Raw genomic sequence first — 21,779 nt, forward strand, 5'->3', positions numbered from 1 at the left:
ACAGGCCCGGCCCCGGCGCCCCGTCAGGTCACCAGATCCGGACGCGCCGGTCGGGGTCGAGCCAGAGCCCGTCGCCCTCCGCGGTGCCGAACACCTCGTGGAACTCGTCGAGGTTGCGGACGATGTTCGCGCGGAACTCCGGCGGGCTGTGCGGGTCGATGGTGAGGTACTGCTGCTCCTGCTGCTTGCGGCGCTTGGTGCGCCACACGTAAGCCCAGTTCAGGAACAGCCGCCGCCGGTCCTCCTCGGAGGCCGAGCCGCCCTCGGAGATCAGGAACGCCTTGTGGGCGATGGTCAGCCCACCGAGGTCACCGATGTTCTCGCCGACGGTGAGCGAGCCGTTGACGTGCTCGCCGGGCAGGCTGCGCGGCTCGAACCCGTCGTACTGCTCGACGAGCGCCTTGGACTTCACCTCGAAGGCGGCCTTGTCGGCCGGGGTCCACCAGTCGTTGAGGTTGCCCTCGCCGTCGTACTGCGCGCCCTGGTCGTCGAAGCCGTGGCCGATCTCGTGTCCGATGACGGCGCCGATGCCGCCGTAGTTCTCCGCCGGGTGGGCGTCGGGGCTGAAGAACGGCTTCTGCAGGATGCCCGCGGGGAAGCAGATCTCGTTGGTGCCGGGGTTGTAGTAGGCGTTGACCGTCTGCGGCAGCATGAACCACTCGTCGCGGTCGACCGGGGCGCCGATCTTCGCCAGCTGCCGGTCGGTCTCGAACGCCGACGCCGCCGCGACGTTGCCGAGCAGGTCGTCCGCGGTCACCCGCAGCGCGGAGTAGTCGCGGAACTTCTCGGGGTAGCCGATCTTGGGCCGGAAGGTCGCGAGCTTCTCGTAGGCCCGCTGCTTGGTGTCCTCGGTCATTCAGTCCAGCTGCGAGATCGACTGGCGGTACGCCGCGAGCAGGTTCGCGACCAGGTCGTCCATGAGCGCCTTGGACGTCGGCGGGAAGTGCCGCGCGACGTACTCCTTGCCGACCGCCTCGCCGATTGCGCCCTCGACGAACGCCACGCCGCGCTTCCAGCGGGCGCGCAGCTCGGGTGTGCCGTTGAGGGTGCGGCCGTAGAAGTCGAAGTTGGTCTCGACGAAGTCGTCGGTGAGGTACGCCGCGGAGGACCGCAGCACGTGGCTGAGCATCCACGGGCGCCACGCGTCGATCGGGACCTCGTCGAGGACGGTGGAGAGGTGGCCGAGGTACGACGGCTGGCGCACGCACGCCTCGGCGAGGGTCTCCTCGGTGCCGCCGAGGTTGGTGACGTAGGCGTCCCAGTCGAAGGCCGGGCACAGCTGCTTGATGTCGGCCAGCGTCATCAGGTTGTAGGTCTTCTGCACGTCGCGGGTCTCGGCCCGCTCCCAGTGGCCGGCGGCCAGGCGGGTGTCGATCTCGAGGACCGTCCGCGCGGCGGCCTCGGGGCGCGGGTGCTCGGCGAGGGTGAAGAGGCGCTCGAGGTAGGCGACGTACGCGTCGCGGATCTCGGCGAACTTCTCCTCGCGGTAGTACGACTCGTCCGGCAGGCCCAGCCCGCCCTGCACGAGGTGCATGAGGTAGCGGTCCGAGCGGCGGTCGTCGGTGTCGACGTACGACCCGAACAGGCCGTGGCCGCCCACCCGCTCGAACTCGCCCAGGAACGCCGCCAGGTCGCGCACGTCGCGCAGCCCCTCGACCGCGTCGAGCAGCGGCCGGATCGGGCGGGTGCCGCGCGCGTTGATCGTCTCGGTGTCCATGAAGGACGCGAAGAGGTCGCCGATCTTGCGGGCGTCGTCGGTCATCGTCGCGGGGTCGCCCGCGGCGAGCTCCTCGATGATCTCCCGGACGTGCGCCTCCGCGGCGTCGGCGAGCTGGACGAACGGGCCCCAGCTGGACCGGTCGTCGGGGATCTCGGTCTCGTCGAGCCACCGGCCGTTGACGTGGCCGAACAGGTCGTCCTGCGGGCGGATGTCGGGGTCCATGCCCGGGCGGGCGTCATCCAGGATCGTCACGGCACGACCCTAACCGCCACGACCCACTGCGCCCGGGCGCGCAGCACCGCTACGTTCGGCGCCATGAGCAACCCGATCCGCGTCGTCGCGACCCTGCCCGTCCAGCCCGACCAGGCCGACGCCGCCCGCACGGCGCTCGCCGCCCTGGCCGCTGCCACGCTCGCGAACGACGAGGGCTGCCTGCAGTACGACGCCTTCGAGTCCGCCACCGCCCCCGGCACCTTCATCACCATCGAGGCGTGGGGGTCCCAGGCCGCCATCGACGCCCACATGGCCGCCCCGCACGTCGCCGAGGCCTTCGGCGTGCTCGGCCCGATCCTCGCCGGTGAGGTCGGGCTGCACCCGCTCCGCGCGGTCTGAGCGCGGGGGCGCCGCCGTTCGCTGCATGTAACGCGCTGTCCACGGAACTACCGCGCCGCTCGAACGGCGCGGTAGTTGCCCGGATGGCGCGGTAGACGGCCGACAGCGCGGTAGTTGCACCGACAGCGCGTTACATATGAGCCGCCGGATCAGTCGCGGACGCGGACCACCGACTTGCCGAGCGTCTTGCGGGCCTCCATGTCGAGGAGCGCCTGGGCGAAGTCGTCGAGCGGGTAGGTCGTGCCGATCGGGGGCTTGACGACCCCGGAGGTCATCATCGGCACCAGGCGCTCCCACTGCTGGGCCATGTAGCCGTCGCGGACCATCGCGTAGGCGCCCCAGCCGACACCGCGGACGTCTACGTTGTTGAGCAGCAGCCGGTTGACCTTGACCTGCGGGATGCCCTGGCCGGCGGCGAACCCGACGACCATCAGCCGCCCCTGCGGCGCGAGCACGCGCAGCGAGTCGGTGAACAGGTCGCCGCCCACCACGTCGACCACCACGTCGACGCCGACCCCGCCGGTCAGCTCCTTGGCGGCGTCCTTGAAGCCTTCGATCAGGATCGCCTCGTCGGCGCCGGCGTCGCGGGCGATCCGGGCCTTCTCGTCGGTGGAGACGACCGCGATGGTCCGCGCGCCCATGCCCTTGGCGACCTGGATGGTCGCGGTGCCGACGCCGCCCGCGGCGCCGTGCACGAGGACCGTCTCGCCCTCGCGCAGGCCGGCCCGCTCGTGGAGGGTGAAGTCGGCGGTCAGGTAGTTCATCGGCAGCGCCGCGCCCTCGTCGTACGACAGCTCGTCGGGCAGCGCGAAGACGAACCCGGCCGGGTTCGACACGAGCTCGGAGGCCCCGCCCCAGCCGCCGACGCCGGCGACCCGCTGGCCCGGTTCGAAGCCGGGGCCGGACACGACCGTGCCGGCGAAGTCGACGCCGAGGGTGAACGGCGGCTCGGGCTTCATCTGGTACTCCCCGCGGCTCAGCAGCAGGTCGGGGAAGGAGACCCCCACGCTGTGCACCTCGACGAGGACGTCGCCCGGGCCGGGCGTCGGCTCGTCGACCTCCTCGACACGGACGTCAGCGGGACCGGTGGTGGCGAGGACTCTGGCTGCACGCATGGAGGGGAGGCTAGCGACCGCCCGGACCGAGCAGGCGTACGACGTCGCCGACCGCGACGGTCCCCGGCGCGACTACGTCGACCACCACGAGCCCCGCGCAGCCGTCGTCGAGCCGCGTCGCCTCGTGCAGCACCTCGGCCCCGACCGTCACGCAGCGGCGCATCGGCTCGCGCACCCGCAGCACGACCTCCCCGACCTCCAGCTCGCGACCGACCCAGCCGTCCTCCGCGAACGGCCCCAGGACCGGCCGTCGGGCAGCGTGACCAGCGGGCCCGTCGAGACCGCGCGGGCCGACGTCCGCCCGCTCCAGCGACTCGCCCTGCAGCGACTCGACCGGGTACCGGTGCACCGCGACGACCCGCACGCGCCGACCGTAGCCGGGTTTCCGGGGCGGCCGCGCGGGGAGGGTGGGGTGACCGCTCGTGCTGCTCGAGGAGATCGTCCATGGGGACCACCGCCCGATCGCTGCCTGCCCTGCTGGCGCTCGTCGCCCTGCTGCTCGTGCCGGCGCCGGTGACCACCGCGACCGCCGCTGCGGCTGAGGAGGAGGACCCCGGGCAGCTGCTCCTCATGCTCGACGCGTCCGGCTCCATGAAGGAACCCGACCCGTCGGGCACCACCAAGATGGTCGCCGCCAAACGAGCCCTCACCTCGGTCGTCGACACCCTCCCCGACGACGCGACCGTGGGCCTGCGCGTCTACGGCGACCGCAACGACTCCTGCCGCGACTCCCGCCTCGTCGCACCCCTGACCACCCTCGACCGCGGAGCCCTGCGCACCGCCATCGACCAGACCACCCCCACCGGCGAGACCCCGATCGCCCACTCCCTGCGCCAGGCCGTCAAGGACCTCGGCCCGGAGGGCCGGCGCACGATCGTGCTCGTCTCCGACGGCGAGGAGACGTGCGCGCCCGACCCGTGCAAGGCCGTCCGCGCCCTCGTCGGCTCCGGCGTCGACCTGCGCATCGACACGGTCGGCTTCGGCGTCGGCCCCGCCGCCCGCGACCAGCTGCGCTGCATCGCCGAGGCGGGCGGCGGCACCTACTACGACGCCGCTGACGCCGAGGCCCTCACCGCCTCGCTGGGAAAGCTCTCCCAGCGCGCCACCCGGCCCTTCACCGTCCTCGGCGAGCCCGTCGAGGCCACCGAGCTGCCGGAGGAGGGCCCCGAGCTCGAGCCCGGCCAGTACACCGACCGGTTCGCCGTCGGCACCCCCGTCCGCTACTACCAGCTCGTCCGCCGACCCGGGTCCACGGTCCGCCTCTCCATCGTCTCGCGGCCGCTCGCGAGCGCCGATCCGTACAACCGCGAGACCCTCACGATCGACATCCGGACACCCGAGGGCGAGCAGTGCGCGAACGAGCGCGGGAGCCGGTTCGACCCCGCCGGGCTGACCCAGGCCCTGGTCGTCGACGTCCAGGTCGACGGCTCCGAGGAGGCGGCGGGCGCTTCGGCGACCCCGTCCTCGGACACGTCCGCCTCCCCCTCGCCCACTCCGATCACCAGCCCCAGCCCGACCCCCAGCCCGGCCGGCGTGCCTGCGGATCCCTGCGTCGAGGCCGATCGCCTCATGGTCGGGGTGCAGCGCCTCGAGGGTGGTGCACCCGTCCCCGTCGAGGTGCTCTACGTCGAGGAGCCACCGGTCACCAACCTCGGCGACCTGCCCGAGCCCCTCGACGCGGGGACGATCGACCCGCTGGTCGCCCCGGCCGAGGGCCGGGGCACCCCGGTCGTCGGCGGCGGCGGGTTCTCCGACGCCCTCCTGCTGGCGCCGGGCACCTACCGCGAGACCTTGCTCCCGGGCGAGCAGATCTTCTACCGCGTGGCCGTCCAGCACGGGCAGTCAGCGGCGTTCACCGTCGACCTCCCGGCTCCGGGGGAGGCCGTTCCCCGCTCCTCCTACCTCCACTTCGACCTCCAGACCTACACCCCCGCCCGGGCGGAGCTCACCGACACCGGCACGCTGCCCAGCCTCAGCCCGAGCACCGCCTCGCTGCAGGAGTCGCGCTACGTCCCCGAGATCCGCTACCGCAACCGCTCCGCGCAGCCGACCACCGCAGGTGGGTACTCCTACGTGAACCTGCGCAAGGCCGCCCTGGCCGGCGACTACTACTTCGTCGTCTCGCGCGCGGCCGCCGAGCCCGGCACGCCCGAGGCCGAGCCGATCACGCTGCGGCTGCGGACCGCCGTCAACGGGGAGCCGACAGGCGCCCCGACGTACGACGGCGCCGACCCGACCGCGGACGAGTCGCCCGCGGCCGAGGAGGACACCTCCGCGGCCGACGGCTCCCAGAGCGCGGACGGCGACGCGGACGGCGGGTCGGCGCTCCCGTGGGCGCTCGGCGGCGTCGGGCTGGTCGTCGTGCTGGCCGTGGTCGCGGGCCTGCTGGTCCGCCGCCGCACCTGAAGCCGACCCGCGCTATCCCGCCCGGCGCCAGGCCGGGTCGCCACCACCGGCGGCCGGCCGGCACACGACGTCGACGCCGGTCAGCGTGGTCTCCCGCAGGCCCAGCTCGGCCGTCTCGCACGGCTGGCCGACCCGGGTGACCACCCGGCCGACCTCCACCGAGCCCGGGGCCGGGTCCGACGGCTGGCCCGGCGGTTCGGTCGCACCGGTGGGGGCCGACGGCGGCGGCGAGGAGGAGACCGAGGGCGAGGGCGAGGGCGACCGGTCCGGCGCGGGATCCTCCTGGACGACCGGCTGGTCCCAGGGCCGCCACAGCAGCAGCACCAGGGCGACGACGGCGCCGGCGAGGAGCGCGGTGACCAGTCCCGCGAGCAGGGCCCGGCGGGCGCCTCGGCTGCTCGGGACCGCCCGCACCCGGGTCGGCTCCGGCAGCGTCCGCCGGAGCCCGGAAGGCTCGTGCGGGCCGGGCACCGGCGCGGTGACGGCGTCCAGGCGGACGTCGCCGACGGCGTCGGGGTGCCAGGCCAGGGTCGGGTGGCGGAGCCGGTCCAGCGCCTCGGCGGCGGTCGGCCGCTCAGCCGGGTCGGCGCGGAGCAGGTCGGCGACCGGCGCCCACAGTGCGTCCGGGACCCGGTCCGGGCGGGCAGGAAGCACGGCTGGGACGGCGGAGGGGGCGCCGGCCAGCAGGTACAGCGCGACCTGCCCGGCGGCGTACAGGTCGGCGGGCGTGGCCGGCGCCGCTCCACCGGCGGCCTCGGGGGCGAGGTAGCCCGGCGTGCCGACGACCGCGCCGGTCTCGGTCAGCCGCGGCCCGGCGAGGTCGACGGCCACCCCGAAGTCGGAGACGAGCAGGTGCGGGCGGCCCGCGCCGGTCGCGCGGAGCAGCAGGTTGGCGGGCTTGACGTCGCGGTGGACGACGCCGGCGTCGTGGATAGCCGCGAGCCCTTCGAGGAGCTGACGGAGCAGCTCGGCGACCAGCAGCGGCGGCAGCGGGCCACCTCGGCGTACCAGGTCCTCCAGCGACCCGCCCTCCACGACCGGCATCGTGAAGAGCACCAGGTCGTCCTCCCCGGCCCACCCGATCGGGGTCAGCACGTGCGGGTGCTCGACGCGGGTGGCCTGCTCGCGCACGAACCGCAGCAGCGACGCCGCGTCGGTCTGGCGCAGCACCTTGGCGGCGACGACCCGCTGCTCGCGCTCGTCGACGACGCGCCAGACCGTGCCCATCCCGCCCTCGCCGAGGTGGCCGAGCAGGCGGTAGCGCCCGGCGAACACGGTCGTCGGCGCCGGCTCCATGCCGGGCAGGCTAGACGAGGGATTGCGGCCGTCGGCCCGGTCCGGGGCGTCGACAATCGTTCAATTGCGCGGTTTGAGCGGGTTTCCGGGCGCGGGAGGCGCGACAACGGCGCAATTGAACGAATGTTGACCGGCCACGAGAGCGACCAGCCCCCGACCGAGCGGCGGAGGAGCGGACGGTTCAGGTCCGCGGCTCGACGATGGCCACCATCTCGAAGTGCATGGGGTCGGTGTAGCGCCAGTCGCCACCCCAGCCGAAGCCCCACTTCTTGAAGATGCTGACGACCGTGCGGTCCATCTCGCCGACGGTGCCGCGCAGGTTGCCCGGGACGTTGAAGTCGAGCGCGAGCCCGAAGGAGTGGTTGGAGAGCTTGGTGGAGCCGGCGATGAAGCGCGGGTAGTAGCAGCCGGCGTACTCGTCCGGGTTGATCTCGGCCGCGAGACCGCGGTCGACGACCTCCTGGAGCGCCGCGCGCAGCTGCGGGAAGATCGCCTTGTTGCAGGTCACCGAGCCGAGGATCGGCACCGGCTCGGTGCGGATGTGCTCGGCGACCCACGCCGGGTCCGGCGCGATCCGTCCACCCCCGAGCACGGTGTAGTTGAAGGTGCCGACCGCGTCCGCGACGCTCCCGACGAGGAACGCCGTCTGCTGCACGCTCGTGTCGAGGTCCGGGCCGAGGATCTGCACCGAGGCGTCCTCGCCGGCGATCCGCTGGATCGGCTTGCGCAGCGCCTGCGGCGCGGTGATGTCGGCGGAGACGAGCAGCGCGTTGCCGGGCTTCATCTCGAGCACGTCGCGCCACTTCTCGTTGACCACCGCGTCGACCTGCGGCACCTGCGCGACGTACGCCCCGACGTGGGCCTTGGGCGCCTCCGTCGCGTTGCCGAGCGAGAGGAAGCCCTGGTCGTCCATGGGGATCTTCTTCTTCATCTCCGGCAGGACCGCGATCTCGCCGGCGGCCACCCGCTTCCACGCCTCGAGCAGGCGGGCGCTGGCGCGGTCGGGCACGAAGCGGCGGTACGTCGCCGGGTCGACCGCCGCGAGGTTGATCACCCGGTCCTCGACCGGCACCTGGGCCATCGCCAGCGACTCGACCGCGTCGACGCCCTCGAGCGCCGCGATCCGCTCGACCATGTCCTCGCTCAACGAGTCCTGGCTGTAGACCAGCATGTCCGGGCCCTCGAGCGTGCTGCCGCGCAGCGGGCCGGGCGGCTCGACGGCGAAGTCACCGACCGTGGTTCCGGTGCTGCCGCTCCCAGGAGCGGTGGACGCGGCAGCGCCCGAGGTGGGCGGCGCCGAGCCGGGCGCCGGCGCGGGCTCGGCTGAGGGCGCGCCACCACACCCGGCCAGCAGCAGCAGCGCTGCCGCGGCCAGCGGCGTGCGGGCGCGCATCGATCCCACGAGTCCTCCTCCCCGAGCTCCCGCGTCCAGGGTAGGCGCGCTCGGCAACGCGTGGGGCCGGACCTCGCTCACTCCCCGAGCACGTCCTCGCGCACCGCGAACCACGAGACCAGGCCGCCGACCGCGAGCAGGCCGGCGCAGGCCAGCATCGCGGAGCCGTACGCCGCGTCGAGCGCCACCGGGTCGGCGTACTGGTCCCCGCCCAGCCCGACGGCCACCGGCAGCGCCGCGACCGCGAGCAGCGACCCGGCCCGGGCGACGGCGTTGTTGACCCCGCTCGCGAGGCCGGCCTGCTCGTCGGGCGCGGCGGCCAGCACGGTGGCGGTCAGCGGCGCGACCATCAGCGCGAGGCCGAGCCCGAAGACGGTGAGCCCCGGCAGCACCTCGACCAGGTAGTCCACGTCGTCGTCGACGCCGAGGAGCAGCAGCACGCCGACCGCCATCACCAGCGGCCCGACGGTCATCGGGATGCGCGGGCCGATCCGGGCGCCGAGCGCCCCGCCGCGGGCGGCGAGGAGCAGCATGCAGACCGTCACCGGCAGGGTCGCGGTGCCGGCGCCGAGCGCGGCGTACCCACCGACGGTCTGCAGCTGGATGACCAGGAAGAACATCACCGCGCCGAGCGCGGCGTAGACCAGCAGCGTCATGGCGTTGGCGGCGCTGAAGGTGCGGTCGGCGAAGAGGGCCGGCTCGAGCATCGGGTCGGTCCGGCGGCGCTCGACGACCACGAAGGCGACGAGCGCGAGCACCGCGAGGGCCCCGGCGGGGAGCGCGAGGGCGTCGCCCCACTGGATGAGCGCGTACGTCGTGCCGGCCAGGCCGAGGGTCGCGAGCGCGGCGCCGGCGACGTCGAGGCGACCGGGGGCCCTCGGGTCGCGGGTCTCGGGCACCGCCCGGAGGGCGACGGCGACGGTGACCGCCGCGAGCGGCAGGTTGACCAGGAAGATCCACCGCCAGCTCGCGTGGTCGATGAGCACGCCGCCGACGAACGGGCCGATCGCCGTCGCGATCCCGCCGAGACCCGACCACGCGCCGATCGCGCGCGGCCGGTCCTCGGCGGCGAACGCTCCCTGGATCATCGCCAGCGAGCCCGGGGTTAGCAGCGCGCCGCCGACTCCCTGGAGCACCCGGGCCGCGATGAGCGTCTCCGCGGTCGGCGCCAGGCCGCACGCCAGCGACGCGAGCGCGAACCACACCGTGCCGACCACGAAGACCCGGCGCCGGCCGAACCGGTCGCCCAGGGAGCCGCCGAGCAGGATCAGGCTGGCCAGCGAGAGCAGGTAGCCGTTGGTCACCCACTGCAGCTGGGCGAGCGAGGCGTCGAGGTCCTCGCCGATCCGGACCAGGGCGACGGTGACGACCGTGCCGTCGAGCAGGGTCATCCCCGACCCGAGCGTCGCGGCCGCGACGACGGCCCGCCCGGTTGGCGTCCCGAGGCGGACCGCCGCGGGGCCGGTCACCCCGCCGACGGTCGAAGGACCCGCTCGACCAGCCAGGCGAGCCGGTCGGCGGTGCCGGCCGGGCTGGCGGAGGGCTGCATGACGTGGCTGAGCACCACCCGCACGACCATGTCGATGGCCGCGTCGACCTGCTCGGGCGCCAGCCCGATGTCGTACGGCGCCACCCGCTCGGCGACGACGGTGTGCGCCGTGGCCAGCAGGTTGTCGGCCTGGGTGGTCAGGAACGGCAGCAGCTCGGTGTCCGCACCATGGGTCGCGCTGACCACCGCGTGCAGGAGGGGGTTGTCCTGGGCCAGCTCGAGCACCGTCCGGGTGGCCTCGCGGATGCCGGCAACCAGGTCGTCGGGGTGGGCGTCGAAGGCGAGCGTCACCACGCCGAGGAAGCGCTCGAGCTCGCGGGCGACCATCGCCTCGGCGAGACCTGCCTTGGTGCCCATCTCGTTGTAGACGGTCTGCCGGCTGACGCCGACCTCGTCGGCGAGCCGCACCATCGTCACCCGCGACCAGCCGATGTCGATGGTCATCCGCACTGCCGCGTCGACCACCCGGTCGCGCGTCGAGGTCGGCGCTGCGCCGGTCGTCGTCATGCGGCCAGTCTAGGAACGGTGGTGGGCACGAGAACCGCGAACCGGCGCCCGGACAGCGGGGGAACCGCCGCGCGCCGGCCCGCGGCCGGTCGTGTGTGCCCCGGTGGGGCCTCGCTCAAGCCGGGGCGAGCGTCAGCGCGAGCACCGGGCAGGCCTCGACCGCGGCGTGCACCCGACCGCGGTCGGCCTCGGCCGGCGTCTCCTCCAGCACGGTCATCACCTCGTCGTCATCGAGCTCGAAGTAGTCCGAGGCCATCGCCTCGCACATGCCGAGCCCCTCGCAGCGGTCGCGGTCGACGGTGATGCGGACCGGTCCGGTCGGCGCGCCCATCAGGCGTCCGCCCGGGCCAGCGGGACGAAGTCGACCTTCTCGCGCACGCCGCAGTCGGGGCAGCACCAGTCGTCGGGGATGTCGGCCCAGGCGGTGCCGGCCGCGAACCCCTCGTGCTCGTCGCCGACCTCGACGTCGTAGACGTAATCGCAGCTCGGGCAGCGCGCCGCGAGCACCTCCTCCGCCGCGCCCGGCGTCGTCTCGGCCCGCTCGGTGGCGGTCGGCTCGACGACCGGGGTGGGGTACGCCGCGAGGATCTGCTCGCGCTTGCCGGGCTGGATGTTGGCCCGGGTCATGTCGCCGCCGAAGTGGCCGTGCACGCGGGGGTCCATCACCCGCCGCCAGACCGGCGGGAACAGGGCGAGCACGATCATGCCGGCGTACCCCGTGGGCAGCACCGGGGACTCCTCGAAGTCGCGGAGCGTCTGGTAGCGACGGGTCGGGTTCGCGTGGTGGTCGCTGTGGCGCTGCAGGTGGTAGAGCAGCACGTTGGTGGCGATGTTGTTGGAGTTCCACGAGTGCGAGGGGTCGACCCGCTCGTAGCGCTGCCGCTCGCCGACGCCGACCTTCTGGCGCAGCATCCCGTAGTGCTCCATGTAGTTGACGACCTCGAGCAGCGAGAAGCCAACGACCGCCTGCAGCACGAGGTAGGGCAGGACGACCGGCCCGAGCCACACCACGACCGCGCCCCACAGCACCGCGGACATCACCCAGGCGTTGAGCACGTCGTTGCCGAGGCGGAAGGGGTGCTGCTGCTTGCGGGCGTAGCGGCGCTTCTCCAGGTTCCAGGCCGAGCGCAGCGAGCCCAGGACCGTGCGCGGCCAGAACCGGTAGAAGCTCTCGCCGACGCGCGAGGACGCCGGGTCCTCGGGGGTGGCGACGCGGACGTGGTGGCCGCGGTTGTGCTCGATGTAGAAGTGGCCGTAGAAGCTCTGCGCCAGCGCGATCTTGGACAGCCAGCGCTCGTGGCTCTCCTTCTTGTGGCCCAGCTCGTGGGCGGTGTTGATGCCGATGCCGCCGATGCAGCCGATGGAGATCGCCAGCCCGACCGCCTCCCAGACCGCCAGGTCACCGCCGCCCCGGCCGACGCCGGAGAGCGGGTCGCCCGCGGCGATGAGGTACATCGCTCCGAGGAACCCGGCGTACTGCACCGGGAGGAAGAGGTAGGTGATCCAGCGGTAGTAGCGGTCCTCCTCGAGCGCCTCGATCACGTCGTCGGGCGGGTTCGAGCGGTCCAGCCCGGCGACCAGGTCGATCGCGGGCACGACCACCAGGATCACCACGGGGCCGATCCAGAAGAAGCCGCCGAACCCGGTCAGCTTCCACCCGGCGTACGCGAGGAACGCCAGGGACGGGACCACCAGGCCGATCAGCCACAGGTAGCGCTTCTTGTCCGTCCACTGCTCGGTCGAGCCCTGGGGGACCGTGCTGTTCGCGCTGGTGGCCATCGACGTACCTCCTGCCGGGTGGGTTTACATGACCATAGGGTCTGTACACCGTCCTTGACAAGAGGTACGCCGATGTAAATCTGCGCCCGGGAGTGGTCAGGCGTTCTCGCGCCGGAACACCGCGGTGCCCCACCAGACGGCGAGCCCGAAGAGCAGCACCGTCCAGCCGACGCCCCAGCCCATCGTCGAGGCGTCGAAGTCGCCGAAGAACGCCCCGCGGACCGCGTCGACCACGTGCCGGATCGGCATGAAGTCGGCCAGCGTGTCGAGCCACGCGGCGCCGAAGCTCATCGGGAGCAGGATCCCCGAGAGCAGCAGCACCGGCATCATGACCAGGTTGATGACCGGCGCCATCACGTCCTCGCTCTTGACCGTCAGCGCGAACGCGTTTGAGGCCGCCGCGCACGCCCCGCCGAGCAGGATCGTCAGCACGATGCCGAGCAGGATCCCGCCGGGGTTCCAGTCCATCCCCATCACCAGGCCGAGGGCGACCAGGATCAGCGCCTGGACCAGCAGCTGCAGCAGGTCGCGGCCGAGCCGGCCCATGAGCAGCGCCGACCGGCTGGCCGGCGTCACCCGCTCCGCCTCGATCACGCCCTCGCGCCACTCCCCGATCAGGCTGAAGCCGGCGAAGAACGCGCCGAAGATGCCGAGCTGGACGAGCATCCCCGGGACGAACCAGGTGTACTGGTTGACGCCGAGCTGCCCGATCACCGGCTCCAGCAGCGGCCCGAACAGCAGCAGGTAGAGCACCGGCTGCAGCATCCCGATGATCACCCAGGCGGGGTTGCGCAGGTTCATCCGCAGCTGGCGGTTGAAGACGATCGACGTCTCGCGCAGGAAGGTGGTCATCGGTCGGCTCCCGTGCTCGTGGGGGTCGTGGCGGTGGTGGTCGGGGACGGCGTCGCCCCCGCCTCCGGAGGTACGCCGCCGGGCGGGCCGCCGTGCTCCGCCCCGTCCTCCGCCCCGTCCTCCGCGGCGGCCTCGGCCGCGGCCTCGGCGTCGCGCAGGGAGCGGCCGGTCAGGGTGAGGAACACGTCGTCGAGGGTCGGCCGCGCCACCTCGATCGAGTCCAGGGCGACCCCGGAGGACTCCAGATCACGCAGCAGCCCCGGCACCGCGCGCCCGGCGCGCGCGACCCGACCACGGACGTGCCGGCCCTCGACGGTGACGTCGGGAGCGAGCGAGCCGAGCTTGTCCCGCGCGACCGCGACGTGCTCGTCGGCGCTCACCTCGAGGTCGACCAGGTCGCCGGCCACCTGCGCCTTGAGGTTGTCGCTGGTGTCGCTGGCGACGATCCGGCCGCGATCGATGATGACGATCCGGTCCGCCAGCGCGTCGGCCTCGTCGAGGTAGTGGGTCGTCAGGAACACCGTCGCCCCCTGCTCGGTGCGCAGCCCGGCGATGTGCTCCCACAGGTTGGCCCGCGCCTGCGGGTCCAGGCCGGTCGTCGGCTCGTCGAGGAAGACGAGCGACGGCGAGTGGATGAGCCCCATGACGATGTCGAGGCGCCGCTTCTGCCCGCCGGACATGTTCTTCGGCATCCGCCGCCACAGGCCGTCGAGCTGGAGCCGGTCGAAGAGCTCCTGGCCCTTCGCGACCGCGTCCTTGCGCGACATCCCGTAGAGCATCCCGTGGTCGACGACCTCGTCCCCGGCGTAGGCGCCGGAGAACGTCGAGCCGACCTGGCTGCAGTAGCCGATGCTGCGCCGCACCTGCACGGGCTGCGTCGCCACGTCGTACCCCGCGACCGTGGCGGTGCCCGCCGTCGGCTTCAGCAGGGTGGTGAGCATCCGCAGGGTCGTGGTCTTCCCCGCGCCGTTGGGACCGAGGAAGCCGACCACCTCGCCCTCGCTGACGTCGAGGTCGACGCCGTCGACGGCCTGGACCGCCTTCTTCTCCTTGCCACGGCCGGTGGTGAAGGTCTGCACGAGTCCTCGTGCGTGGATCATCCGGGCTCCTTCGCTGGTTCGGTCGGGCGCTGCCCCGGGTCCCGGGCAGTGTCCCCACCCGCAGCCGCGGCCGTCGACCGGTTTGTCGTCGCGGCGGGCGCGGGCAGGTCCTCAGACCGGCCGGCGACGCCGGACTCATCGCTCAGCGCCGCTGCTGACCTCGACGCCGGTGGGCTCGCAGACGTCGAGGCCATCGCCAGGGTCAGGCGGGCCGTGGTGGGATGGGCGGATGAGCAGCACCACCACCACGACCACCACGGAGACCCCGGTCGGCATCGACTTCGGCGGCACCGGCATCAAGGGCGCGCCCGTCGACCTCGAGGTCGGCGACTTCGCCGCCGAGCGCGTCCGGGTGAAGACCCCCAGGCCGTCGACGCCGGTCGTCGTGGCCGAGGTCTTCCGCGAGCTGCTGGACGCCTTCCCGGGCGCGCAGGGACCGGTGGGCGTGACCGTGCCGGGCATCGTGCGGCACGGCGTGGTCGGCTCGGCCGCCAACATCGACCCGGCCTGGGTCGACACCGACGCCGACGCGCTGTTCACCGAGGCCACCGGCCGCGAGGTGCACGTCGTCAACGACGCGGACGCCGCCGGCCTGGCCGAGGTGCGGTACGGCGCGGCGCGCGGCCACCGCGGCCTGGTCATCGTCACGACCCTCGGCACCGGCATCGGCTCCGCCCTGGTGCACGACGGCCGGCTGGTGCCCAACAGCGAGCTGGGCCACCTCGAGCTCGACGGCCACGTCGCGGAGAAGCGCGCCGCGAACAGCGCCCGCGAGCGCGAGGACCTTTCGATGACCGCGTGGGCCGAGCGGCTCACGGCGTACTACCGCCACCTCGAGCGGCTCTTCTCCCCCGACCTGTTCGTGGTCGGCGGCGGGGTCAGCAAGCGGTCCGAGGAGTTCCTGCCGCTGCTGCGGCTGGACACCGAGGTCGTGCCGGCCACGCTGCGCAACAAGGCCGGCGTGGTGGGCGCGGCGCTGCACGCGACCGGGGGCTGACCCTTCCCAGCCGGGGTACGGGCGAGGCACGATGTCCGCGCGACCCGGTCCGAGGAGGTACCCGTGGCACGCACCCCGTTGGTCGTCGTACCGCTCCTGGTGCTGCTCGTCGCGACCGCCGGCGCCGGGGCCCGGCTGCTGCTGGCCGAGCCCGACAGCGCCGACGCCACCGGCGGAGCGGCGACCTGCTGGGACGGCTCGACGAGCGCCGAGGGACCCGCGGGGTGCAGCCGGCCCCGTGGCCTGGCCGGGCTGGCCTGGGTGTTCCCCTCGGTCGACCTCGACGATCTCGCCTGCCGCGGCTCCGAGCGCGGACGCACCGCCCGGTGGCGCTGCTGGGTCCAGGTCGAGGGCGTCCCCGCCGTCGTGACGTACGCCGTGGCGCGCGACGTGAGCAGCAACCTGCGGCGCGTGCGCCGGACCTACGCCGGCGGCGACCGGGCCGTGGCGCGCGCCCCCGACGGCACCGTCAACCGCTGGGTCTGGCGGCTGCGCGAGCCGGACCCGAGCGGCGCGTGGGTCCTCACCTCGGTCTACCGCCGGCACCCCTACCGGGTCACCGTCTCCGCCGACACCCGCCGGGCCCGCGACCGGGCGCTGCGGACGCTGGTCGAGCACCGCGACCCGGCAGAGGTCCGCGGCGTCCCCGCCGGCTGAGCGCCTCAGGCCCCGCGGACCGCCGCGGCGACGGCCTTCGGCACGTCGGGGTGGAAGACCGTGGGGATGATGAACGACGGGTTGAGCTCGTCGTCGGCCACGACGTGGGCGATCGCCTCGGCCGCGCGGAGCAGCATCTCGATGGTGATCTCCGAGGCGCGCGCGTCGAGCAGGCCGCGGAAGACGCCCGGGAAGGCCAGCACGTTGTTGATCTGGTTGGGGTAGTCCGAGCGCCCGCTGGCCACGACCGCGGCGTACTTGTCCGCCTCGACCGGGTCGACCTCCGGGTCGGGGTTGGCCAGCGCGAAGACCACCGGGTCGGTCGCCATGTCCTTGATCCACTCCGGCTGGAGGATCCGCGGCGCGCTCACGCCGATGAAGACGTCGGCACCGGTGAGCACCGTGTGCAGGTCGCCGGTCGCGCGGCGGGGGTTGGTGACCTCGGCGAGCTGACGGTGGGCGCCGGTGAGCGTCTCGTCGTCGGCGCACAGCGCGCCGGCCCGGTCGACGACGACCACGTCGGCCGCGCCGGCGGCGAGCAGCAGCGTGACGATGGCGGTGCCGGCCGCGCCGCCGCCGGAGACGACGATGCGGACGTCGGCGAGCTGCTTCTTGACCACGCGCAGGGCGTTGGTGAGCGCGGCGAGGACGACGATCGCGGTGCCGTGCTGGTCGTCGTGGAAGACCGGGATGTCGAGGCTGGCGCGCAGCCGCCGCTCGATCTCGAAGCAGCGCGGAGCAGCGATGTCCTCGAGGTTGATGCCGCCGAAGCCGGGGGCGATCAGCTCGACCGCGCGCACGATCTCGTCGGTGTCCTGGGTGTCCAGGCAGATCGGCCAGGCGTCGATGTCGGCGAACCGCTTGAACAGCGCCGCCTTGCCTTCCATCACCGGCAGCGCCGCGCCGGGGCCGATGTTGCCGAGGCCGAGGACCGCGGAGCCGTCGGTGACGACCGCGACGGTGTTGCCCTTGGTCGTCAGCCGCCACACGTCCTCGGGGTGCTCGGCGATCGCGCTGCTGACGCGACCCACGCCCGGGGTGTACGCCATCGACAGGTCGTCGCGGTTGCGCATCGGCACCTTGGAGGTGACCTCGATCTTGCCGCCGAGGTGCAGCAGGAAGGTCCGGTCGCTGGTCTTGTGCACCGTGACGCCGTCGATCGCGTCGACCGCCTGCTCGAGCAGCTTGGCGTGGTCGGCGTCGGCCGCCGAGCAGGTCACGTCGACGACGAGCCGCTCGTGGCTGGACTCCGAGACGTCCATCGCGGTCACGATGCCGCCGGCCTGGCTGATGCCCGTGGCCACCGCGCCCACCACGCCGTGGTCCGGCGCGGTGTGCAGCCGCATGGTGATGGAGTACGACGACGTGGTTGCGGCTGATCGGCTGGTCACCGGCCCACTCTCCGCGCCCGCGCCGGTTACCGGCAAGTCACCTCGGCCCGGACGGGTGTGAGGTTCATCGGCGGGCCGATGGACCTCCCGGTCAGCCGATGAAGTTTCAGCGGCCCACCGGCAGTTTCATCGGCCAGCCGATGAAACGTGCGCCACCAACCCCCGTGACCGCCGTCACAATTATGCACTTCTTGGACGGGAGTGCAAGACTGCACTCCATGTCCGGAAGTGCAATCGAGCTGTCGCGCCGCGACGCCAAGCGCCGCGACACCGAGGACCGCATCTCCGACCGGGCCCAGCGGCTGGTCGAGCAGCACGGTCTGGACGGCTTCACGATGGAGGACCTCGCGGCGGCGGCCGACGTCTCGCGCCGGACGCTGTTCAACTACTTCCCCAGCAAGCTCGACGCGGTGCTCGGGAACGTCCCGGAGATCCCCGAGGACGTCCGCGCCGAGTTCGTGCGCGGCGGGCCCCACGGGGTGCTCGTCGAGGACCTCGCCTCCCTCGGCCGGGCGATCCTCGACCGCCAGGACGTCCACCGCGACCAGGTCCGCCGCCTCCAGCACATCCTCACCACCAACCCGCGGCTCCTCATCGCGGTGCACGGCCGGTTCGAGGAGATCTGCACCGTCATCGTCGGGCTCGTCGTCCGGCGTGACCCCGCCCTCGGCGACCTGCGCGCACGGTTGCTCGTCCGGCTCCTGGTCACCGTCTTCGACAGCGTGATGGCGGCCTACGTCGACGGCGACGACCGCCCGCTGGCCGACCAGTTCGACGAGCACCTCGCCGCGGCCCGCGCGCTCCTCTCCTAGCGCGGCCGCACACCGGCTTCCTGCACACCAGCTCTGCAACCGCCGCCGCACCAGCCAGCCAGCCCGACCAGCCCGACCAGCCCCAAGGAACCTCATGGCCACCCTGCTCCACCGCCTCGGACTCACCGCCTACCGGCGGTGGCCCCTCGTCATCGCCACCTGGGTCGTGCTCTTCATCGCCCTCGGCGCCTCCGTCGCGGCGTTCTCGAAGCCGATGAGCGACTCCTTCTCCATCCCGGGCATCCCCTCGGAGAAGGCCTCCGACATGCAGGCCGAGCTCTTCCCGAACGCCCCGGACCCCTCGGACCGCGCGACGGTCAACGTCGTCGTCGCCGCGCCCGAGGGCGCCGAGCTGGCCGACCCGGAGTGGACGAAGGCGACCGAGGCGCTGGTCGGCGAGCTCTCCGAGCTGCCGCAGATGCCGGACACCCCGCTCGCGGACCCGGTGACCGCGGCCGAGCAGCAGCGCCAGCAGCTGGTCGGCGCCGCGAAGGAGGCGGGCGGCGACGCCGAGGTCGCCGAGGCGAACGCCGACGCGCTCTCGCCGCTGTCCGACGACGGCCGGGTCGGGATCATCACCTTCGACTTCGCCGTCGAGTCGGTCGCCGACGTGGAGCCGACGACGATCGAGGCGCTCGAGGACGTCATGGCCGAGGCACGCGACAGCGGGCTGACCGTCGAGGCCAACGGCTCGGGCAGCCAGGGCATGCCGCACATCGGCGGCACCTCCGAGCTCATCGGCATCGCGGTCGCGCTGGTCGTGCTGATCCTGACCTTCGGCTCGCTGGTGGCGGCCGGCCTGCCGATCGTCACCGCCGCGGTCGGCGTCGGGTTCGGCGTCACCGGCATCAGCCTGATGACCGCGTTCACCGACATCGGCTCCACCACCCCGATGCTCGCGACGATGATCGGCCTCGCGGTCGGCATCGACTACTGCCTGTTCATCCTCGCCCGGTTCCGCGCCGAGATGGAGCACACCTCCGACCGCCAGGACGCCACCGGCCTCGCCGTCGGCACCGCCGGCTCGGCCGTCGTCTTCGCCGGCCTCACCGTGCTCATCGCGCTCGCCGCGCTGTCGGTCGTCCGGATCCCGTTCCTCACCTCGATGGGCATCGCGGCCGCCGGCACCGTCCTGGTCGCCGTGCTCGTCGCGCTCACGCTGCTGCCGGCACTGCTCGGCATGCTCGGCTCGAAGGTCTTCGCCGGCACCGTCCGCCGCTACCGCCCGGCCCGCGACCACGACGGCCGCATCCTCAACAACGGCGTCCGCTGGGCCCGGGTCGTCGGCAAGCAGCCGCTGGTCGTCGTCGCGCTGGTCGTCGTCGCCCTCGGCTCGCTGGCCATCCCGATGAAGGACCTGCACCTGGCGTTCCCGACCGACAGCACCGCCTCGGCGGACTCCACCCAGCGCAAGGCCTCCGACCTGGTGGCCGACGCGTTCGGCCCCGGCCGCGACGCCCCGCTGCTGGTCGTGGCCGACGGCCGTGACGTGCCCGCCGACGAGCGCCCCGCGGCGTACGGCGAGGTCGTGGCGTGGGCCGCCGGCCAGGACGACGTGAGCAGCGCCCAGATCGTCGGCCAGAACGAGGACGGCACCGGCGCCCAGGTGCTCGTCACCCCCGAGAGCGGCCCGGAGGACACCGCCACCGAGGACCTGCTGTCGAACCTGCGCGACGGCCAGGCCGACGTCGAGGACGCCACCGGCGCCGACCTCGGCGTGACCGGCACGACCGCGATCTTCACCGACGTCTCCGAGCGACTCAGCGACGCGCTGCCGATCTACCTGCTCGTCGTCATCGGGCTGGCGTTCATCCTGCTGATGATCGTCTTCCGCTCGATCCTGGTGCCGCTCACCGCCACCCTGGGCTTCCTGCTCTCGGTGCTGGCCACGCTCGGCATCACCGTCGCGGTCTTCCAGGAGGGCGCGTTCGGCCTGGTCGAGGGCCAGCCGATCGTCAGCTTCATGCCGATCTTCCTGATCGGCCTGGTCTTCGGTCTCGCGATGGACTACCAGGTCTTCCTCGTGACCCGGATGCGCGAGGCGCACGTCCACGGCATGTCGACCCGCGACGCGGTCGTCGACGGCTTCCGCAACAGCGCCCGCGTGGTGGCGGCGGCCGCGGTCATCATGATCTCGGTCTTCGCGGCCTTCATCCTGATCGACGAGCCGATCATCAAGTCGATGGGCTTCGCGCTCGCCGTCGCGGTCTTCCTCGACGCGTTCGTGATCCGGATGGCGCTCGTGCCGGCGCTGCTCTACCTCATGGGCGAGAAGTCCTGGTGGCTCCCGTCCTGGCTCGACCGCCTGCTGCCGAACGTCGACGTCGAGGGCGAGAAGCTCGAGCGCGGCCAGGGCGGGGAGCTCGTCCCCGACGAGGCCTCCCCCGGCCAGCACGCCGCCGACCGCCAGCCGGTCTGACGCACGTCGTACCACGGCGCCGCCGGGGTAGTAACGGTCAGGAACGTCCGTGACTACCCCGGTGGAGGTCGGAAACGTCCGTTACTACCCCGCGACGGGGGCCGGTCAGCGCTGCGAGACGCCCAGGTGGGCGAGCAGGTTCCGCGAGAACCGCTCGCCCATCTGGCCCATCACCCCGCGCATGGCCGGGGTGACCGCGGGCGAGGACAGCTTCGGCAACGGCAGCTCGAGGGTGATGTCGAGGCTGGTGGCCAGGTGGGTGCCGCCGCCCTCGGACTCGGGGACCTCGGTGAGGACGTACCACCCCTCGACGCCGGCCCGCTCGTCCACGCCGGCCGGCGGGTCGTGGGCGAAGTCGATCCGCTCCAGCTCCCGGTAGCTCATCCGCTCGGTGAACGTCGGCGCGACCTTCACGCCGAGCACGTCGATCCCGGTCATGTGCCAGGTCCAGTGCTCGCCGTCGGCCTCGATCCGCTTCAGCAGCGGGGTCAGCTCGGCGACCAGCGCGGGGTCGGTGAGGACGTCCCAGATCGCCTGCCGCGGCGCGAGCACGACCGCCTGGGCCTTCGTGCCGGAGGTGAAGCGCGCCATCAGGCCGGCCCCCGCCCGTCGGGGACCGGCGCGGCGAGCGCCGCCTCGATGTCGCCGGCGATCTTCTCGGGCCTGGTGGTCGGCGCGTAGCGCTCCACGACCCGGCCGTCGCGGCCGACGAGGAACTTGGTGAAGTTCCACTTGATCCGGTCCCCGAGCACGCCGCCCTTCTCCGAGCGCAGGTAGCCGAAGACCGGGTGCGCACCGGGGCCGTTGACCTCGACCTTGGAGAACAGCGAGAACGTCACGCCGAAGCTCCGCTCGCAGAAGCCGGAAATCTCCTCGTCGGTGCCGGGCTCCTGGCCGCCGAACTGGTCGCACGGGAAGCCGAGCACCGCGAAGCCGCGGTCGGCGAACCGGTCGTGCAGCGCCTGCAGGCCCTGGTACTGCGGGGTGAAGCCGCACTGGGAGGCGGTGTTGACCACCAGCACCACCCGGCCGGCGTACGCCGCGAGGTCGACGTCGCTGCCGTCGATGCCGCGCGCGGAGAAGTCGTGCAGGGTCGTCATGGCCGCCAGCATGGCAGGCCGGCGGTGACCCGGTCAGCCGCTCGACCAGGCCGGCGAACGGGCGGGCGAACGGG

The 21,779-nt window shown here is 73.1% G+C and carries 21 protein-coding genes; 6 read left to right on the forward strand and 15 right to left on the reverse strand.

The features are described from left to right. Positions 1–28 precede the first annotated feature (28 nt). Together H7344_RS21040 and H7344_RS21045 are read right to left on the reverse strand one after the other, a co-directional pair. A complete protein-coding gene (locus H7344_RS21040) occupies positions 29–856 on the reverse strand; it encodes a M13-type metalloendopeptidase (protein ID WP_308423343.1) in 828 nt (275 codons plus the stop codon). Beyond that, the gene (locus tag H7344_RS21045) at positions 857–1,972 is read right to left on the reverse strand and encodes a M13 family metallopeptidase N-terminal domain-containing protein (RefSeq protein WP_308423344.1); all 1,116 of its coding nucleotides are present in this window, start codon (positions 1,970–1,972) and stop codon (positions 857–859) included. Positions 1,973–2,035: 63 nt separating this feature from the next. Here H7344_RS21045 and H7344_RS03995 point away from each other — a divergent pair, with 63 nt between their 5' ends. Then, positions 2,036–2,332 (forward strand): putative quinol monooxygenase, encoded by a 297-nt coding sequence (locus H7344_RS03995; RefSeq protein WP_186344736.1) that lies wholly within the window; start codon positions 2,036–2,038, stop codon positions 2,330–2,332. A 149-nt stretch (positions 2,333–2,481) separates the two neighbouring features. On the opposite strand, the gene H7344_RS04000 is transcribed toward H7344_RS03995, so the two are convergent. Then, positions 2,482–3,447: an NADPH:quinone oxidoreductase family protein gene (locus H7344_RS04000; RefSeq protein WP_186344737.1), complete on the reverse strand. Its 966-nt coding sequence runs from the start codon at positions 3,445–3,447 to the stop codon at positions 2,482–2,484. Between the two features lie 10 nt (positions 3,448–3,457). After that, entirely contained in the window at positions 3,458–3,811 is a 354-nt protein-coding gene (locus tag H7344_RS04005; RefSeq protein ID WP_186344738.1) for an MOSC domain-containing protein, read from the reverse strand. Positions 3,812–3,891: 80 nt separating this feature from the next. Between H7344_RS04005 and H7344_RS04010 the strand changes: the two genes are divergently transcribed. Next, on the forward strand, positions 3,892–5,853 hold the full coding sequence (locus H7344_RS04010; protein WP_186344739.1) for a vWA domain-containing protein: 1,962 nt from the start codon (positions 3,892–3,894) through the stop codon (positions 5,851–5,853). Between the two features lie 12 nt (positions 5,854–5,865). Here the strand turns inward: H7344_RS04010 and H7344_RS20200 are convergent, their stop codons facing one another. From H7344_RS20200 to H7344_RS04050, 8 genes are all read right to left on the reverse strand, one after another. Then, on the reverse strand, positions 5,866–7,149 hold the full coding sequence (locus H7344_RS20200) for a serine/threonine-protein kinase (protein WP_222130247.1): 1,284 nt from the start codon (positions 7,147–7,149) through the stop codon (positions 5,866–5,868). A gap of 181 nt (positions 7,150–7,330) precedes the next feature. Then, positions 7,331–8,542: a M15 family metallopeptidase gene (locus tag H7344_RS04020; protein WP_186345027.1), complete on the reverse strand. Its 1,212-nt coding sequence runs from the start codon at positions 8,540–8,542 to the stop codon at positions 7,331–7,333. Between the two features lie 77 nt (positions 8,543–8,619). Continuing rightward, positions 8,620–10,011 (reverse strand): MFS transporter, encoded by a 1,392-nt coding sequence (locus H7344_RS04025; protein ID WP_186344740.1) that lies wholly within the window; start codon positions 10,009–10,011, stop codon positions 8,620–8,622. Beyond that, on the reverse strand, positions 10,008–10,598 hold the full coding sequence (locus tag H7344_RS04030; RefSeq protein WP_186344741.1) for a TetR family transcriptional regulator: 591 nt from the start codon (positions 10,596–10,598) through the stop codon (positions 10,008–10,010). The genes H7344_RS04025 and H7344_RS04030 overlap by 4 nt, the downstream gene beginning before the upstream one ends. A 115-nt stretch (positions 10,599–10,713) precedes the next feature. Beyond that, positions 10,714–10,929 (reverse strand): ferredoxin, encoded by a 216-nt coding sequence (locus tag H7344_RS04035; protein WP_186344742.1) that lies wholly within the window; start codon positions 10,927–10,929, stop codon positions 10,714–10,716. Further along, positions 10,929–12,377: a fatty acid desaturase gene (locus H7344_RS20425; protein ID WP_186344743.1), complete on the reverse strand. Its 1,449-nt coding sequence runs from the start codon at positions 12,375–12,377 to the stop codon at positions 10,929–10,931. Before H7344_RS20425 ends, H7344_RS04035 begins: the two co-directional genes overlap by 1 nt. Before the next feature lie 96 nt (positions 12,378–12,473). Next, positions 12,474–13,229 carry an ABC transporter permease gene (locus H7344_RS04045; protein ID WP_186344744.1) on the reverse strand — a complete coding sequence of 252 codons (756 nt, stop codon included), beginning with the start codon at positions 13,227–13,229 and terminating at the stop codon, positions 12,474–12,476. Beyond that, positions 13,226–14,329 carry an ATP-binding cassette domain-containing protein gene (locus H7344_RS04050; protein WP_186344745.1) on the reverse strand — a complete coding sequence of 368 codons (1,104 nt, stop codon included), beginning with the start codon at positions 14,327–14,329 and terminating at the stop codon, positions 13,226–13,228. Before H7344_RS04050 ends, H7344_RS04045 begins: the two co-directional genes overlap by 4 nt. Before the next feature lie 229 nt (positions 14,330–14,558). Between H7344_RS04050 and ppgK the strand changes: the two genes are divergently transcribed. After that, positions 14,559–15,326, forward strand: a complete 768-nt coding sequence (gene ppgK / locus H7344_RS04055; protein WP_186344746.1) for a polyphosphate--glucose phosphotransferase — start codon at positions 14,559–14,561, stop codon at positions 15,324–15,326. A 63-nt stretch (positions 15,327–15,389) separates the two neighbouring features. Beyond that, entirely contained in the window at positions 15,390–15,983 is a 594-nt protein-coding gene (locus H7344_RS04060) for a hypothetical protein (protein ID WP_186344747.1), read from the forward strand. A 5-nt stretch (positions 15,984–15,988) separates the two neighbouring features. Here H7344_RS04060 and H7344_RS04065 read toward each other — a convergent pair whose 3' ends face one another. Continuing rightward, complete coding sequence (locus tag H7344_RS04065; RefSeq protein ID WP_186345028.1) at positions 15,989–17,329, reverse strand: NAD-dependent malic enzyme; 1,341 nt, start codon at positions 17,327–17,329, stop codon at positions 15,989–15,991. Positions 17,330–17,592: 263 nt separating this feature from the next. Between H7344_RS04065 and H7344_RS04070 the strand changes: the two genes are divergently transcribed. Together H7344_RS04070 and H7344_RS04075 are read left to right on the forward strand one after the other, a co-directional pair. Further along, positions 17,593–18,186, forward strand: coding sequence for a TetR/AcrR family transcriptional regulator (locus tag H7344_RS04070; RefSeq protein WP_186344748.1), 594 nt, complete (start codon positions 17,593–17,595; stop codon positions 18,184–18,186). A 94-nt stretch (positions 18,187–18,280) separates the two neighbouring features. Next, complete coding sequence (locus H7344_RS04075; protein WP_186344749.1) at positions 18,281–20,605, forward strand: MMPL family transporter; 2,325 nt, start codon at positions 18,281–18,283, stop codon at positions 20,603–20,605. 105 nt (positions 20,606–20,710) lie between these two features. Here H7344_RS04075 and H7344_RS04080 read toward each other — a convergent pair whose 3' ends face one another. Continuing rightward, the gene (locus H7344_RS04080; protein WP_186344750.1) at positions 20,711–21,196 is read right to left on the reverse strand and encodes an SRPBCC family protein; all 486 of its coding nucleotides are present in this window, start codon (positions 21,194–21,196) and stop codon (positions 20,711–20,713) included. Beyond that, positions 21,196–21,705 carry a glutathione peroxidase gene (locus H7344_RS04085; RefSeq protein ID WP_186344751.1) on the reverse strand — a complete coding sequence of 170 codons (510 nt, stop codon included), beginning with the start codon at positions 21,703–21,705 and terminating at the stop codon, positions 21,196–21,198. Before H7344_RS04085 ends, H7344_RS04080 begins: the two co-directional genes overlap by 1 nt. Positions 21,706–21,779: the final 74 nt, after the last annotated feature.

It is taken from the genome of Nocardioides deserti, from assembly GCF_014266025.1.
GTDB lineage: Bacteria > Actinomycetota > Actinomycetes > Propionibacteriales > Nocardioidaceae > Nocardioides > Nocardioides deserti.